Source organism: Ectopseudomonas khazarica (assembly GCF_017915135.1).
GTDB lineage: Bacteria > Pseudomonadota > Gammaproteobacteria > Pseudomonadales > Pseudomonadaceae > Aquipseudomonas > Aquipseudomonas khazarica.
On record NZ_CP068551.1, the window covers coordinates 2,923,821 to 2,939,759 of the forward strand.

At 67.4% G+C, this 15,939-nt stretch carries 14 protein-coding genes; 6 read left to right on the forward strand and 8 right to left on the reverse strand.

The genetic code is table 11. The features are described 5' to 3' along the window. Positions 1–63: 63 nt before the first annotated feature. Both JLK41_RS13960 and JLK41_RS13965 read right to left on the reverse strand, forming a co-directional pair. Positions 64–345, reverse strand: coding sequence for a hypothetical protein (locus JLK41_RS13960; protein WP_037047753.1), 282 nt, complete (start codon positions 343–345; stop codon positions 64–66). Positions 346–434: 89 nt separating this feature from the next. Further along, positions 435–1,040, reverse strand: a complete 606-nt coding sequence (locus JLK41_RS13965; protein WP_210389164.1) for an arylesterase — start codon at positions 1,038–1,040, stop codon at positions 435–437. Positions 1,041–1,051: 11 nt separating this feature from the next. Here JLK41_RS13965 and JLK41_RS13970 point away from each other — a divergent pair, with 11 nt between their 5' ends. The 3 genes from JLK41_RS13970 to greB are packed head-to-tail and all read left to right on the forward strand — an operon-like array spanning position 1,052 to position 4,791. Beyond that, positions 1,052–1,735 (forward strand): ABC transporter ATP-binding protein, encoded by a 684-nt coding sequence (locus JLK41_RS13970; RefSeq protein WP_210389165.1) that lies wholly within the window; start codon positions 1,052–1,054, stop codon positions 1,733–1,735. After that, on the forward strand, positions 1,735–4,239 hold the full coding sequence (locus JLK41_RS13975) for an ABC transporter permease (RefSeq protein ID WP_210389166.1): 2,505 nt from the start codon (positions 1,735–1,737) through the stop codon (positions 4,237–4,239). Before JLK41_RS13970 ends, JLK41_RS13975 begins: the two co-directional genes overlap by 1 nt. Positions 4,240–4,293: 54 nt before the next feature. After that, positions 4,294–4,791 (forward strand): transcription elongation factor GreB, encoded by a 498-nt coding sequence (gene greB / locus JLK41_RS13980; RefSeq protein WP_152488807.1) that lies wholly within the window; start codon positions 4,294–4,296, stop codon positions 4,789–4,791. A 69-nt stretch (positions 4,792–4,860) separates the two neighbouring features. Here the strand turns inward: greB and JLK41_RS13985 are convergent, their stop codons facing one another. Further along, positions 4,861–5,169 (reverse strand): hypothetical protein, encoded by a 309-nt coding sequence (locus tag JLK41_RS13985; RefSeq protein ID WP_037047763.1) that lies wholly within the window; start codon positions 5,167–5,169, stop codon positions 4,861–4,863. A 497-nt stretch (positions 5,170–5,666) separates the two neighbouring features. Here JLK41_RS13985 and JLK41_RS13990 point away from each other — a divergent pair, with 497 nt between their 5' ends. Continuing rightward, entirely contained in the window at positions 5,667–6,620 is a 954-nt protein-coding gene (locus JLK41_RS13990; RefSeq protein ID WP_134676691.1) for a triacylglycerol lipase, read from the forward strand. A gap of 84 nt (positions 6,621–6,704) precedes the next feature. After that, positions 6,705–7,736 (forward strand): lipase secretion chaperone, encoded by a 1,032-nt coding sequence (locus tag JLK41_RS13995; RefSeq protein ID WP_210389167.1) that lies wholly within the window; start codon positions 6,705–6,707, stop codon positions 7,734–7,736. 5 nt (positions 7,737–7,741) lie between these two features. On the opposite strand, the gene gntR is transcribed toward JLK41_RS13995, so the two are convergent. The 4 genes from gntR to JLK41_RS14015 form a co-directional block, all read right to left on the reverse strand. Then, complete coding sequence (gene gntR / locus JLK41_RS14000) at positions 7,742–8,761, reverse strand: HTH-type transcriptional regulator GntR (protein ID WP_037047772.1); 1,020 nt, start codon at positions 8,759–8,761, stop codon at positions 7,742–7,744. A 159-nt stretch (positions 8,762–8,920) separates the two neighbouring features. Beyond that, on the reverse strand, positions 8,921–9,934 hold the full coding sequence (locus tag JLK41_RS14005; RefSeq protein ID WP_037047775.1) for a TRAP transporter substrate-binding protein: 1,014 nt from the start codon (positions 9,932–9,934) through the stop codon (positions 8,921–8,923). Positions 9,935–9,991: 57 nt separating this feature from the next. Further along, a complete protein-coding gene (locus JLK41_RS14010; RefSeq protein ID WP_210389168.1) occupies positions 9,992–11,269 on the reverse strand; it encodes a TRAP transporter large permease in 1,278 nt (425 codons plus the stop codon). Positions 11,270–11,318: 49 nt separating this feature from the next. After that, positions 11,319–12,440, reverse strand: coding sequence for a gluconokinase, GntK/IdnK-type (locus tag JLK41_RS14015; RefSeq protein ID WP_210389169.1), 1,122 nt, complete (start codon positions 12,438–12,440; stop codon positions 11,319–11,321). Between the two features lie 192 nt (positions 12,441–12,632). On the opposite strand from JLK41_RS14015, the gene JLK41_RS14020 reads away from it, so the two are divergent. Continuing rightward, on the forward strand, positions 12,633–14,717 hold the full coding sequence (locus tag JLK41_RS14020) for a TonB-dependent receptor family protein (protein ID WP_210389170.1): 2,085 nt from the start codon (positions 12,633–12,635) through the stop codon (positions 14,715–14,717). Between the two features lie 89 nt (positions 14,718–14,806). On the opposite strand, the gene JLK41_RS14025 is transcribed toward JLK41_RS14020, so the two are convergent. Further along, positions 14,807–15,934, reverse strand: coding sequence for an acyl-CoA dehydrogenase family protein (locus JLK41_RS14025; RefSeq protein WP_210389171.1), 1,128 nt, complete (start codon positions 15,932–15,934; stop codon positions 14,807–14,809). Between the last annotated feature and the right edge of the window lie 5 nt (positions 15,935–15,939).

Genomic DNA, 15,939 nt, shown 5'->3' on the forward strand with positions numbered 1-15,939 from the left:
GTCCTTGAAGAGTTGAGTGATGTTGCGGCGATTGTACACCGCCATTCGACAGCCGGGCAGACGTCAGCCATCCGCCCAGTTGGAGCACAGCCCCTGCCGCTGCGCCTCGAAGGTCGCACGGCAATCCGGGCACAGGCGCCGATCACGCAGCCAGGCCTTGTCCAGCTGGTGCCAGCGCGGCTGCGCCGGAAGCAGCCCACCACAGAGCGTGCGATCGGCATGGCCGCCCAGGCGCAGTTGCCGGGCCACCAGATGCACGCGCACCTCGCGACAGGCGAACAGGTCCAGCTGTTCGTCTGGCTCGATCAGGTGGTAGGCATACAAGGACCAGGCGGGACGCGGCATCTGGAGCTCCGTGGAAGGTCGGCCACATTAGCCGAAAGGCACGAGCCGGAAAAGCCTCGGCCCGCACTCGGTTCAGGCGTGGGCCAGGCTCACAGCAGTGGCTCGAGACTGGGCCAGACGTTGTCCAGCAACAGCGCCTGCGCTGGCTCGCCCGGGTGGATGCCATCGGCCTGCATCATCCCCGGCACGCCACCGACACCCTCGAGAAAGAAGGGCACCAGGTCGACCTGCTCCTGCGCCGCCACATCTACATAGACCTGGGCGAAGGCCGTGGTATAGCGCACCCCGTAATTCGGCGGCAGGCGCATACCCAGCAACAGCACCTTGGCCCCGGCCTGCCGCGACTTCTCGACCATCGACGCAAGATTCTGTTGCAATTGCGCAGGCGGCTGGCCGCGCAGGCCATCGTTACCACCCAGCTCGATGATGACCAGCGCCGGCTGATGCTCCGCAAGCAGCGCAGAGAGCCGTGCGGCGCCGCCTGCGCTGGTGTCGCCACTGATCGAGGCATTGACCACCGAGTGCTCGACGCCCTCCTGTTCGAGGCGTTTTTCCAGCAGGGCGACCCATCCCTGGCGGCTATCCAGGCCAAAAGCGGCGCTGATACTATCGCCGACCACAAGCAGGGTGCCTGCAACCGCTCCCTGAGCCCAGAACATCAGGGCCAAGGCACCACTGAGCCACCATGCACGCATTTGGAATCTCCATGACTTCGAGCATTCTCGCTGCGCGGAACCTTAGCAAAGTGGTCAGCAGCACGGAAGGCGAGCTGACGATCCTCCACGACCTCGATCTCGACCTGGCAAAGGGTGACAGCCTGGCCATCGTCGGCAGTTCCGGCTCAGGGAAATCCACCCTGCTCGGCCTGCTGGCCGGTCTCGATCTGCCCAGCGGCGGCGCCGTGCTGCTGGCCGGCAAGAACCTCGGCGAACTCGACGAAGACCAGCGCGCACGCCTGCGCGCCGAGCATGTCGGTTTCGTCTTCCAGTCCTTTCAGTTGCTCGACAGCCTCAACGCCCTGGAAAACGTGATGCTGCCGCTGGAGCTCGAAGGCCACGTCGATGCCCGCTCGCGCGCACGCGCCCTGCTCGAACGTGTCGGTCTGGGGCAACGCCTGACCCACTACCCGCGGCAACTGTCCGGCGGCGAACAGCAGCGCGTCGCCATTGCCCGCGCCTTTGCCGCCGATCCGGACGTGCTGTTCGCCGACGAGCCGACCGGCAACCTCGACAGCCACACGGGTGAACGCATCAGCGACCTGCTGTTCCAGCTCAACCAGGAGCGTGGCACCACGCTGGTGCTGGTCACCCATGACGAGCGCCTGGCGCATCGCTGCCAGCGCCTGATCCGCCTGGAGGCCGGGCACCTGATCGACCGCGTGGAGCCCTGATGAATCGCGTCCCCGCTGTCCGCCTGCTTTCGCTCGCTGCCCGCCAGCTGCTGCGTGACGCCCGTGCCGGCGAGTTGCGCGTGCTGTTCTTCGCCCTGCTCGTCGCGGTGGCCGCCAGCAGTGCCATCGGCTACTTCAGTGCACGCCTGAACGACGCCATGCTGCTGCGCGCCAGCGAGTTCCTCGCCGCCGACCTGCGCCTGAGCGGGAGCACACCGGCGGATCAGACGCAGATCGATGCCGGCCTCGAACTAGGTCTCGAGCATGCGCGTGCGGTGGAGTTCTCCAGCGTGGTCGCCGCTCAGGACGGCATCCAGCTGGCCAGCGTCAAGGCCGCCAGCGCGGGCTACCCGTTGCGCGGCGAGCTGCGCAGTGCGCCCGAGCCTTATGCGGCGGAAGAAGTGGGTTCCGGGCCAGGACCTGGAGAGGCCTGGGCCGAAGCCCGTCTGATGGTGGCGCTGAACCTGAAGGTCGGCGACGAGATCGAGATCGGCGCCAAGAGCCTGCGCCTGAGCCGCGTGCTCACCTACGACCCGGACACCGCTGGCGACTTCTACAGCCTGACGCCGCGCGTGCTGATCAATCTCGACGATCTCGCCGCCACCGAGGTGGTTCAACCGGGCAGCCGCGTGCGCTTTCGCGAGCTCTGGCGCGGCGATGCCGAGGCCCTGGCCGCCTACCGCCAGGCCGTCGAAGCGGGCCTGCAACCGAACCAGCGCCTGGACGACCCGCGCGACGGCAACCGCCAGGTTGGCGGTGCGCTGGGCCGCGCCGAGCGCTACCTGAACCTGGCCAGCCTCGCCGCCGTTCTGCTCGCCGGCGTGGCCGTGGCACTGTCGGCAGCACGCTTTGCCGCGCGGCGCTTCGATGCCAGTGCGCTGCTGCGTTGCCTCGGCCTGTCGCGACGCGAAGCGCTGACCCTCTTCACCCTGCAGCTCGCCTTGCTCGGGCTGATCGCCTGTGTGCTGGGCGCCCTGCTCGGCTGGGCCGGTCAGTACATTCTGTTCCATCTGCTGCGCGGGCTGATTCCCGCCGACCTGCCACCCGCCGACATCTGGCCGGCACTGGCCGGCATGGCCACCGGCCTGGTGGCGCTGGCCGGCTTCGCCCTGCCGCCACTGGCAGCGCTGGGTCGCGTGCCGCCGCTGCGCGTGCTGCGCCGCGACATGCTGCCGGTACCGGCCAGCTCCTGGCTGGTCTATGGCGCGGCACTGGTGGCGCTGGGCGTGATCATGTGGCGACTGAGCCTGGACCTGCGCCTGACCCTCGCCCTGCTGGGCGGTGGCATGCTCGCTGCTGCGCTGCTCGGCGGCCTGCTTCTGCTGGGCTTGCAGAGCCTGCGTCGGCTCCTGCAGAAAGCCGCCCTGCCCTGGCGCCTGGGCCTTGGCCAGCTGTTGCGTCACCCGCTGGCCGCCGCCGGTCAGTCGCTGGCCTTCGGCCTGATCCTGCTGGCCATGGCGCTGATCGCCCTGCTGCGTGGCGAGTTGCTCGATACCTGGCAGGATCAGCTGCCCGAGGATGCGCCCAATCACTTCGCCCTCAACGTGCTGCCCGCCGAGCGCGATGCCTTCGCCGCCCGACTGGCCGAGTTGTCGCCGCACCCCGCCCCGCTGTACCCCGTGGTACCGGGCCGACTGATCATGATCAACGATGAGCCGGTGCGGCAACTGGTGACCAAGGAGAGCCGCGGCGAACGCGCCATCCAACGCGACCTGAGCCTGACCTGGGCCGAGCAGTTGCCCGCCGACAACCTGATCGCCGCCGGCAGCTGGTGGGGCGCTGCCCATGCCAGCGAACTGCCCGGCGTATCCGTCGAGGCCGAACTGGCCGAAAGTCTGCAGCTGAAGCTGGGCGACCGCCTGCGCTTCAACGTCGGCGGCATCGAGCGCGAGGCCCAGGTAAGCAGCCTGCGCCAGGTGGACTGGGACAGCTTCCAGCCCAACTTCTACATGATCTTCGAGCCACAGACCCTGCAGGACCTGCCCGCCACCTACCTGACCAGCTTCTATCTGCCGCCCGGCCACGATGCCGAGCTGATCGCCCTGAGCCGCGCCTTCCCCAGCGTCACCCTGCTGCAGGTGGACGCCCTGCTGGCGCAGCTGCGCAGCATCCTGGCGCAGGTCACCCTGGCCATCGAATACGTGCTGCTGTTCGTTCTCGCTGCCGGCCTCACCGTGCTGCTGGCGGGGCTGCAGGCGACGCTGGACGAGCGCATCCGCCAGGGCGCCCTGCTGCGGGCGCTGGGCGCCGAGCGCAGCCTGCTGGTCAGCGCCCGCCGCGCGGAGTTCGGTCTGCTCGGCGCCGCCGCCGGCCTGCTTGCCGCGCTGGGCTGCGAGCTGGTGAGCTTCCTGCTCTATCGCTATGCCTTCGACATGAGCTGGCAACCGCACCCCTGGCTGCTTCTGCTGCCGCTGATCGGCGCCCTGCTGATCGGCCTGGCCGGGGTACTGGGAACCCGCCGCGCCCTCAACGCCAGTCCGCTCAGCGTGCTACGCGAAGGCTGAGCAGCGCCGGAGGGGTTTGCTAGACTGGCGCCCCCTCCAGCCCACAGAGCCACCATGAGCCGCTATCGCCCCCCTCGCCCCGCCGGTACGCCCCTGATTACCCCGGAGGGCGAAGCGCGCATGCGCGCCGAACTGCACGAGCTGTGGCATGTGCGCCGGCCACAGGTGACCCAGTCGGTCAGCGAGGCGGCGGCGCAGGGCGACCGCTCGGAGAACGCCGAGTACACCTACGGCAAGAAGATGCTGCGCGAGATCGACAGCCGCGTGCGCTTTCTCACCAAGCGTCTGGAGAAGCTCAAGGTCGTCAGCGACAGGCCCTCGGACCCGAACAAGGTGTACTTCGGCGCCTGGGTCACCATCGAGGACGAGGACGGCGAACAGTCGCGCTACCGCATCGTCGGCCCGGACGAGTTCGACCTCAAGCAGGGCCAGATCAGCATCGACTCGCCACTGGCGCGCGCTCTGGTGGGCAAACCGCTGGATGCCGAGGTTCGGGTACACAGCCCGGGCGGCGAGAAGACCTGCTACATCGTCGAGATCGACTATCCGTGAATCGACGGCGCGCGACCGGCGCCCCTGCCGCAGGGGCGGTCGGCGGCCTCGGATAACGAAGAGTCGTTGCTAGCGCCGGGTGATCAGGCCCTGACGCGCCACCCTTACCAGTTCGCCAACGGTCTGCTCGAGCTGCTCGGCGCTGGGTGCCTGGATCACGGCCAGATCGAAGCTGTCGCGGGCGAAACGGCTCAGCGACTCGCCGTTCTGCACGAACTGGATGCGAAACGCACGCGACCCCGACCAGCGCTTGGGCCAGCCTTCGAGATAACGTAACAAGGTGGGTTGATGGCTGCCGCCAAGCAGCACGCGCGGATTGCGCAGCAGCAGGCCCGAAGTGATGGGCGCCAGGCGAATAAGGGGTTGGGGACAGATCATGGTCGAGTCTCCGCCTCGAGAATCCCGCTGGGCAGCGGTGAGAGGCGACACCGAACCAGCGCTTTAGCGGAATTTCAGGTGTCGATGACAACACCCTGAGGCGCCCCGCAAGTAGCTGTTTAAATCGGCGCAGGGCGAATCCTAGAGAAGCCCACGACAAACTGTCAAGGCGCTTCTGAGCCCGACCCCAACCTTCGATTGGCCGAGAGGGCATCCCGGCGTTCGACAGCGCCTCCACCCGTCTTCGCGGCGCCGTTGCAGCCCTCCGCATGCTGCCAGCCCACAGCATTTACTCGCCTGGACGTGTCGACCCGTAACAGCGAAATGCACCCGAGGCATGCGGCGATCCGTGGCGAACGACCGGAATAGAGGCGTCCCGCGCCAATCGACGGCACTGGCATGTTTCCTGCCATCGTTCTTGCGCCGTACGCGCCACGGGATGGGCGCGATCCGCTTGCAGGAAGCACTTGACTGCCCAACAAACCACGAGAGCGCCCATGAAGAACAATAAAACCCTGCTCGCCCTCTGCCTCGGTGCCGGCCTGCTCGCCAGCGGCCAGACCCAGGCATTCTGGTTCGGTTCCTCCGGCTATACCCAGACCAAGTACCCCATCGTCCTCGGCCACGGCATGCTCGGCTTCGACAGCATCCTCGGCATCGACTACTGGTACGGCATCCCGGCTGCCCTGCGGCGTGACGGTGCCAGCGTGTACGTCACCGAGGTCAGCCAGCTGGACACCTCCGAAGCGCGCGGCGAACAGCTGCTGCAGCAGGTCGAGGAGATCGTCGCCATCAGCGGCAAAGGCAAGGTCAACCTGATCGGCCACAGCCACGGCGGGCCGACCACTCGCTACGTCGCCGCAGTGCGTCCGGACCTGGTCGCCTCGGTCACCAGCGTCGGCGCGCCACACAAGGGCTCCGCCGCCGCCGACTTCCTCAAGGGCATCAGCGACGGGCCTGCCGGGCCGGTGGCCACCCCTCTGCTGGCCGGTATCGTCAACGGCCTGGGCACGCTGATCAACTTCCTCTCCGGCAGCTCCAGCACCACGCCGCAGAATGCACTCGGCTCGCTGGAGTCGCTCAACAGCGAAGGCGCCGCGCGCTTCAACGCCAAGTTCCCGCAGGGCCTGCCCACCAGCGCCTGTGGCGAAGGCGCCTACAGCGTCAATGGCGTGCGCTACTACTCCTGGAGCGGCACCAGCCCGCTGACCAACCTGCTCGACCCCAGCGACCTGCTGATGGGCGCCTCCTCGCTGACCTTCGGCAGCGAAGCCAACGATGGCCTGGTGGGCCGTTGCAGCTCCCGCATGGGCCAGGTGATCCGCGACAACTACCGGATGAACCATCTCGACGAGGTCAACCAGACCCTGGGGTTGACCAGCCTGTTCGAGACCGACCCGGTCACCGTCTACCGCCAGCACGCCAACCGCCTGAAGAACGCCGGGCTCTAGGCTGACCGAGTGCTCCACCCGAGCCATGGGCATCGCGACATCGATGCCCATGGCACACCCCCTCCCTGACGCATCGAGTCACATGTGAAGAAAATCCTCTATGCCCTGCCGCTGCTGATTGGCGCCAGCCTGGCGCTGATGTTCTACCTGCAACCCGCACACCAGGGGCCCTTGCCCAGCGCAGCCAGCACAGCGCCTGCCGCGCCGCAGATCGCTGCGCCTGCGACGTCGGCGGACACCCTTGCCATGTCCCCACCCGCCCCCGAAAGAACCGCGAGCCTGGCCCTGCCCGGCTCCTTCGTCGGCACCGAGGTCGACGGCCGCTTTCGCGTCGATGCCGCCGGCAACCTGATCATCAGCGAGGATATCCGCCGCATCTTCGACTACTTTCTCGCCAGCATCGGCGAAGAGAGCCTGGACGCCAGCGTGTCACGCCTGCGCGGCTACATCGACGCACAGCTGCAGGAGCCTGCGCGCGCCCGTGCCCAGGCATTGCTGGACCAGTACCTGAACTACAAGCGCGAACTGGTGCTGCTGGAGCGTGACCTGCCGCAGATGGCCAGCCTCGATGCGCTGCGCCAACGCGAAAGCGCGGTGCAGGCCCTGCGGGCGCGGCTTTTCGATGACGAAACCCACCAGGCCTTCTTCGGCCGCGAGGAAGGCTACAACCGTTTCACCCTGGAACGCCTGGCCATCCAGCACGACGCCGGCATGAGCGCCGAGGAGAAAGGCGCCGCCATCGACAGGCTGCGGGCATCGTTGCCGGAAGCGCTGCAGGACGCCGTGCTGCCGCAACTGCAGCAGGAGCTGCGCCAGAACACCGCGCGCCTGCAGGCGCAGGGCGCCAGCGCGGCGCAGATTCGCCAGATGCGCCAGCAACTGGTCGGCGCCGAGGCCACTGCCCGCCTGGAGACGCTGGACGGTCAGAGACAGAACTGGCAAAGGCGCCTGGAGGCCTATCTCGCCGCCAAGGCGCAGATCGAAGCCAACCCGGGGCTCAGCAGCGCTGACAAGCGCGCCGCCATCGACGCGCTGGCAACGGAACGCTTCGACGAACGTGAGCGCCTGCGCCTGGAAGCGGCCGAGCAACTGGCCGCCGCGAACAAGGGCCAGTAATCGCGTCAGGCGCTGTCGCGCATCACCAGCTCGAAGCCGACGTCGACGCAGTGCTGCTCGGGCGTCTCGCCACGCATCAGCGCCAGCAGCATGTTCGCCGCCAGCTCGCCGATCTGCCCACGGGTGGTGCGCACGGTGCTCAGCGCCGGGTGCATCCAGGCCGCCGCCGGCAGGTCGTTGAAACCGGCGATGGCCAACCGCCCCGGCACATCCAGGCCCAGCTGACGCGCACGGAACAAGGCCCCCATGGCCAGGTCGTCGTTGTTGAAGAACACCGCATCGATCTGCGGCTGTTGCGCCAGCAGGCGGTCGAGCAGCTCGGCGCCCAGGCCGATGGACGACAGCTCCGGCGTCAGCAGCTCCAGTGCCGGGTCGTGACGCTGCAGATAGCGCATCACCTGGCGGTACCCTTCGGCCCGCTGCAAGGTGCGCGGGTCGAGCTGCGCGGCGGCGAAGGCGATATGCCGATAGCCGCGCTGCACCAGGGCACGGGTCATCGCCGCACCGGCCTCGATCTGGGAGAAGCCGACGCAGTAGTCCTCCGGCTCCTCGCTCAGTTCCATCAGCGTCACCAGCGGACAGGTACTGGCACCGAGAATCTCGCGGGCCGCGTCACTGCGCTCGAATCCGGTCACCAGCAGGCCGGCCGGCTGGTGCGCCAGGTAGGAGCGCAGCAGGCGTTCGTCCTCCTCGACCCGGTAATGGCTGACGCCGATCATCATCTCGAAGCCGGCGGGCATCAGCACCCGCTGGATCGCCTCGACGGTATCGACGAACACCGAGTTCGACAGCGAGGGAATCACCACCGCCACCAGGTTCGAGCGCGAACTGGCCAATGCCCGCGCCGCCGGGTTGGGCACGTACCCGAGCGCCTGGGCCGCACGCATCACCTGCTCGCGCAACGCATCGGACACCCGCCCCGGCTGCGAGAGAGCGCGCGACGCGGACATCAGCGAACACCCCGCGGCCTTGGCGACATCGGACAGGGTGACACGCTCGGCAGAGCGGCGACGGCGTTGGCTCATAGCGCCTCCATTGATGATCAGCGGGCAATTCTACCAGCCCTGCCGATGAATAAAGCGCGGGACACGCCGCCCGGGGCAACGCCACCATGCAAGGAGCGTTGCCACCTGCGTGCCCCGCGAAACCTCGAGTCGGCCCGTCAGTCGTGCACGGGCCGGCTCTTACCGTGCAGCCTTGTCGACCTCGGCCTGGACCTGATCGAACAGTTGCTGCCCCACCGTATCGACCACCTTGGCGATCGCCGGGGCAGCCTGCTCACGCATACGCTGCACCTCGGCGGGGGCCACTTCGTTGATCTGCATGCCCTTGTCCTTCAGCTGCGCCAGCGCACGGGCGGCCTCCTCACGGGTGTCCTGGCGCTCGAAATCGCGGGCTTTCTGCGCCGCCTCCAGGAGGATCTGCTGCTCGGTCTGCGACAGGCCGTCCCACCAGCGCTTGGACACGGTGACGATCCACGGGCTGTACACGTGGTTGGTCACGGTGAGGTACTTCTGCACTTCATAGAACTTCGAGGAGAGAATGGTATTGAACGGGTTTTCCTGACCGTCGACGGCCTTGGTCTCCAGGGCGGTGAACAGCTCGGAGAACGGCAGCGGCACGGCATTGGCGCCCATCAGTTTGAAGGTTTCGAGGAACACCGGATTGGGCATGACCCGCAGCTTGACGCCGGAGAAGTCTTCCAGCCGGTTGATCGCCCGGGTGTTGTTGGTCAGGTTGCGGAAACCGTTCTCCCAGTAGACCAGGCCGACCAGCCCCTTTTCCTCCAGCTTGTCCATCACCTGGCGACCGACCGGCCCGTCGAGCACGGCATCGGCCTGCTCGGCGCTGCTGAACAGGAACGGCGTATCCCAGACCGCCATTTCCCGGGTGATGCCCACCAGGGTCGCGGTGGAGCCGACCATCATCTCCTGCGCGCCACCGATCAGCGCGCTCTGCATCTGGTCGTCGGAGCCCAGGCTGGCGGCACCGAAGGTGCGCACCTTGAGCTTGCCCTCGGAGGCCTTGGCCACCTCCTCGGCGAACAGCTTGGCCGCGCGGCCCTGGTTGCTGTTCTCGTTGAGGCCATAGCCGAAGCGGATCATGCGCGAGCGCACGTCATCGGCATGCGCGCTCAGGCTGGCCAGCGGGCTGCACAGCATGGCAGCGGTGAGGACGGCGAGCAGTGGACGTTTCATCGGGACTACCTCTTATTGTTGTGAATGAAACCGGCGTGCCAGTGCCGGTGGGTCAACTCAGCGCAACCAGGCCAGCGGCACGGTGACGACAGCCGGGAACGCCACCAGCAAGGCGACGATGCCCAGGTAGATCAGGAAGAACGGCAACACGCCGCGCACCAGGATCTCCATGCGCAACTTGCCGATGCCGCCGACCACGTTGAGCACGGTGCCGACCGGCGGGGTGATCAGGCCAATCGAGCCGATCAGCACGAACATCACGCCGAAGTACACCGGATCGACCCCGGCCTTGATCGCGATCGGCGCCAGCACCGGTGCCAGGATCAGGATGGTCGGCGTCAGGTCGAGGACCATGCCCACCGCGATCATCAACAACATGATCGCCAGCATCAGCAGACGCGGGTGTTCGGCCAGCGGCCCGAGCATGGCGCCGATCTCGTCGGGCAGCTGCGCCAGGGTGATCATGTAGGCCGATACCGTTGCCGCAGCGCAGAGGAACATCACCGACGCCGTGGTGCGGCTGGCGCGCGTCAGGGTTTCCATCAGCCCTGCCCAGTCCAGCTCGCGGTACAGCAAGGTGGAAACCGCCAACGCATAGACCGCCGCGACCACCGCCGCCTCGGTGGGCGTGAAGATGCCGAGGCGCAGGCCGCCGACGATGATCACCGGCAGCATCAGCGCAGCCGCGCCGTCGACCAGCACGCGACGGCGCTCGGCCGCACTGGCCTTCTCCGGTGTCGGCTCGGTGAAACCGCGGGCGATCAGGGTCCAGGCGATGATCAGGCCGCCGCCCATGATCAGCCCCGGCACCAGGCCGGCCATGAACAGCTGGCTGATGGAGGTGTTGGTGACCACGCCATAGATCACGAACGGCATCGACGGCGGAATGATCGGCGCGATGATGCCGCCCGCCGCGACCAGGCCCGCCGACGAATGCAGCGGATAGCCACGCTGGCGCATCATCGGCAGCAGCAGCGTCGCCAGCGCGGCGGTGTCGGCCAACGCCGAACCGGACATGCTGGCCAACAGTACCGCTGCGGCGATGGCGACATAGCCGAGGCCACCGCGCAGGTGCCCGAAATAGGCCTGGGCCATGGCGATGATGCGCCGCGAGATGCCGCCCGCGTTCATCAGCTCGCCGGCCAGGATGAAGAACGGCACGGCCAGCAGCGGGAAGCTGTCGGCACCCGCCAGCAGGTTCTGCGCCAGCAGCTGCACGTCCCAGAAATCCAGGTACCACATCAGCACTGCCGCCGTGAGGATCAGGGCGAAGGCAATGGGCATGCCGAACGCCATGAACCCGAGCAGGGAGGAAAGAAACACTGCGACAGTCATCGGCGCATCCTCGTTGGGCACTGCCCGTCTTGTTGGAGTGGGCCCGGCATCATTCGGCCAGCGCCCGGTTCAGCGAGCGCTCGGGGATGCGGCGCCAGAGGTTGATTAGTTGCACGAACGCCAGGATCGCCAGCACCAGCATGCTCGCCAGCACCGGGAACATGGCCAGCACCACCGGGTAGCCGACCACCGTGCTGACATTGCCCCAGCCGAACTGCACCTGGTTCCAGGCGCCCCAGGCCGAGAGCAGGCTGGCGCCGGCCACCAGGATCCAGCTGAGCGAATCCAGCAGGCGCTGCGCCAGTACGGGGAAGCGGTCGCGAATCATGCGAAAGGTCATCAGCTCGCCGCGGCGCATGCTCGAGGCCACGCCGACGAACACCAGCCAGACGAACGCCAGGCGCGACAGTTCTTCCGCGCCCGGCCAACCGGTGCCGAACACGTAGCGCAACACCACGTTGGCGAACACCGCCACCACCATGAACGCCATCAGTGCGGCCATCAGGCCGTCGGTCAGGCGATCGAAGAGGCGTGCCACACGTCCTTCATAGATGGGCTCAGCGCCCAGCTGCGCCTCTTGGTTAGCGCTATCAATCTCAGTCTCGAGAATGCCGGCGGCGTCACCTGCGTCAATCTCCGGCAGGTCGCGCCACACCCAGGCGGTGATCTGTTCGACCAGCGCCTGCCGCGACTGCCGGGCATCCAGCACCCGTACCAGCGGCTCGTCAGCGGGCGATTCGAGGGTAGCGAACTGGCTGTCGACCAGCGATGTCGGCATGAAATGCCCGGGCCGTGCGCCCACGCGCTGCAAGGCGGTGGCGTGATCGATATGCAGGTGCGCGAACTGCAACCCCGCCACCGCGCCGCGCAGACGCTCGCGATAGGCGCCCTTGAGCGCCGAGCAGGCCAGCACGAAGCCCTCGCCTGCGGCCTGCGCCGCCTGCATCTGCTCGCACAGGGCATCCAGCCACTGGCGGCGGTCAGCATCGCTCAGCGGGATACCGGCGCGCATGCGCGCGACGTTCTCGGCAGGATGGAAATGATCGGCCTCGATATGGCGCCAGCCCAGCGCGGTGGCGACCGCCTGGCTGATATCGCTCTTGCCGGAGCCACTGACGCCCATGACCACCAGGGCGGTGCGGGCAGGCGGTACGGAAGGCTGCTGTTGCATGGAAACTCCAGGGCACCATCGATGTGGGCCGCTCATTGTTTGCGCCGGATGTTAGCGCTATCCAAAACATCCGACAACCCTCCCCGGCAACATTTCGTAGAGCATTTCTGTCGCCGCCTGCGGCTTGTCACTGGTCGCCACTGATCGACCAAGCCAAGATCATCCACCTGCTTCCTGGGAGACCTTTCGCTCATGCACCGGCCAAGCCCTCGCCTGTGGCTGCCCACGCTGTTCCTGCCACTGGCCGCGCAGGCCGAAGACACCCGCTACCAGGCCGAGCCCCTGGTCGTCACCGGTAGCCGCTACCAGGCCAGCGGCTGGCGGCTGCCCTTCTCCGTCAACCGCATCGACGCCGAGCAGGCCACGCTGGGCAAGCCCGGCGTCAATCTCTCGGAGGCACTGGGCAGCGTGCCCGGCCTGGTGGTGCAGAACCGCCAGAACCATGCGCAGGACCTGCAGATTTCCTCGCGCGGCTTCGGCGCCCGCGCCGCGTTCGGCATCCGTGGCATCAAGCTGCTGGCCGACGGCGTGCCGCTGTCCAATCCCGACGGCCAGGGCCAGGCGGCCACCTTCGACCTCGACACCCTGGAGCGCATCGAGGTCCTGCGCGGGCCCTTCGCCAGTGTCTACGGCAGCAACTCCGGCGGGGTGATCCAGCTGTTCTCGCGTGACGGCCAGGGCGCGCCCAGGGTCTCCGCCGACACCTCCCAGGCCGCCTACGGCACCCGCCGCACGCGCCTGAGTGCCGAAGGCGGCAACGCACAGGCCGGTTTCATCATCAACCGCTCGCACTTCGAGACCGACGGCTACCGCGACCACAGCGGCGCCATCCTCGACAAGACCTTCGCCAAGCTGACCCTCCACCCCGACGACCTCAGCACGCTCAGCCTGAGCGTCAGCGAGCTGGACCAGGACGACACCCAGGACCCGCAAGGCCTGACCTGGGCGCAGGTGCAGAGTGACCGCCGCGCGGCAGCGCCCAGTGCCCTGCTGTTCGATACGCGCAAGAGCATCGACCACCGCCAGCTGGCCCTCAACTATGAGCGCAGCTTCGCCGCCGGTACCTGGCAGAGCACGCTTTACAGCGGTACGCGCCGGGTGATTCAGTACCAGTCGATTCCGCCTGCGGTACAGGGCAACCCCACCCACTCCGGCGGCGTGATCGACTTCGAGCGGCGCTTTCACGGCATCGGCAACCGCTGGATTCAGCCCTTCGACCTGGGTGGCAGTCTGCTTACCCTCACGGCCGGGGTGGACTACGACCAATCCCGCGACGATCGCCAGGGCTACGAGAACTTCAACGGCAGCACGCTCGGTGTCAAAGGCGCCTTGCGCCGCGACGAGCGCAACCGGGTGACCAGCCTGTCGCCCTACGTCCAGGCCGCCTGGCAGCTGGGCAAGCTGGATCTGCAGGCGGGCCTGCGCCACAACCAGGTCGAGTTCGAGGTGGACGACCGCTTCCTCGGCAACGGCGACGACAGCGGCTCGGTCACCTACCGCGAGCTGACGCCGACCCTGGGCGCCAGCTACGCCCTGCTGCCGGCACTGAGTGTCTATGCCAGCTGGGGCCAGGGACTGGAGACACCGACGCTCAACGAGCTGTCCTATTCCGGCGCCAACGGCGGTTTCGGCTTCGACCTGAAACCGGCCACCAGCGAGCAGATCGAAGTCGGCCTGAAGGCGCGCCTGGCCGCCAGCACCCGCCTGCAGCTGGCGCTGTTCCAGATCGATACCGACGACGAACTGGTGGTGGCGTCGGCCAGCGGTGGTCGCTCGCGCTTCCAGAACGCGGCGCAGACCCGCCGGCGCGGCATCGAGCTGGCGCTGGAGAGCCGTCTGAGCGAGACCCTGCGCGCCCACCTCGCCTATACCCGGATCGACGCCACCTACAGCCAGGCGTTCAGCAGCAACGGCCGGATGATCGACGCGGGCAATCACCTGCCGGGCATTCCCGCGCACAGCCTGTATGGCGAGCTGAACTGGCAACCGGCATCAGGCGTCAGCACGGCCATCGAGGCGATGTACCGCAGCGAGCTGTACGTCGAAGACAGCAACAGCGCCAGGAGCGCGCCGAGCTACGCGCTGTTCAACTGGCAGGCACGTTTCGAGCAGAGGGTCGGCGCACTGACCTTCAACCAGGTCCTGCGCATCGACAACCTGCTGGACCGCGACTACATCGGCTCGGTGATCGTCGGTGACGGCAACGGTCGCTACTACGAGCCCGGCCCGGAGCGCGCCTGGTACGTCGGCGCGGGCGTGCAGTATCAGCTCGATTGAACGCTGCCTTCGTAGGAGCCGGCTTGCCGGCGATGCTTTTTAAGTAATGATCGCCGGCAAGCCGGCTCCTACAATGAACAAACCATCAGTCAGAGACTGCGCGCGATCACCATTCGCTGCACGTCGCTGGTGCCTTCGTAGATCTGGCAGACACGCACGTCGCGGTAGATGCGTTCGACCGGGAAGTCCTTCAGGTAGCCATAGCCGCCCAGCGTCTGGATCGCCGCCGAGCAGACCTTCTCGGCCATTTCCGAGGCGAACAGCTTGGCCATCGACGCCTCGGTCAGGCATGGCTGACCCGCCTCGCGCAGGCTGGCGGCGTGATGCACCATCTGCCGCGCCACGGCGATCTGCGTGGCCATGTCGGCGAGGCGGAAGGCCACCGCCTGGTGCTCGATGATCGGCTTGCCGAAGGTCACCCGCTCGTGAGCGTAGTCCCGCGCCGCCTCGAATGCGGCACGGGCCATGCCCACCGACTGCGCGGCGATACCGATGCGCCCACCTTCCAGGTTGGCCAGGGCGATACGGTAGCCCTCGCCCTCCTCGCCCAGGCGCAGGCTCGCCGGAATGCGCACTTCGTCGAGCTGGATCTGGCAGGTGTCGGAGGCATGCTGGCCAAGCTTGTCCTCCACCCGCACCACCGAGAACCCCGGGGTGTCGGTCGGCACGATGAAGGCGCTGATGCCCCGCTTGCCCGCCTGGGCATCGGTGACGGCGAAGACGATGACCATGCTGGCCTGGTTGCCGGAGGTGATGAACTGCTTGGCGCCGCTGAGCAGGTAATGATCGCCATCGCGCCGCGCGCGGGTGCGCAGGTCGCTGGCATCGGACCCGGCCTGAGGCTCGGTCAGGGCGAAGGCGCCGAGCATGCTGCCTTCGGCCAGCGGGCGGAGAAAGCGCTGCTTCTGCTCCTCGCTGCCGTACTTGAGAATCGGCATGCAGCCCACCGAGTTGTGCACGCTCATGATGGTCGAGCAGGCGCCGTCACCGGCGGCCACCTCCTCCAGCGCCATGGCGTAGGCCAGGTGGCCGGTCTCGGCGCCACCCCATTGCTGCGGCACCAGCATGCCCATGAAGCCGAGCTGCCCCATCTCGGCGATGGCCTCCGCAGGGAAGCGATGCTCGCGGTCCCAGTCGGCGGCAAAGGGCTTCAGGCGTTCCTGGGAGAACTGGCGAGCCATGTCGCGGATGAGGATTTCATCTTCGTTCGGAATCATCTCGT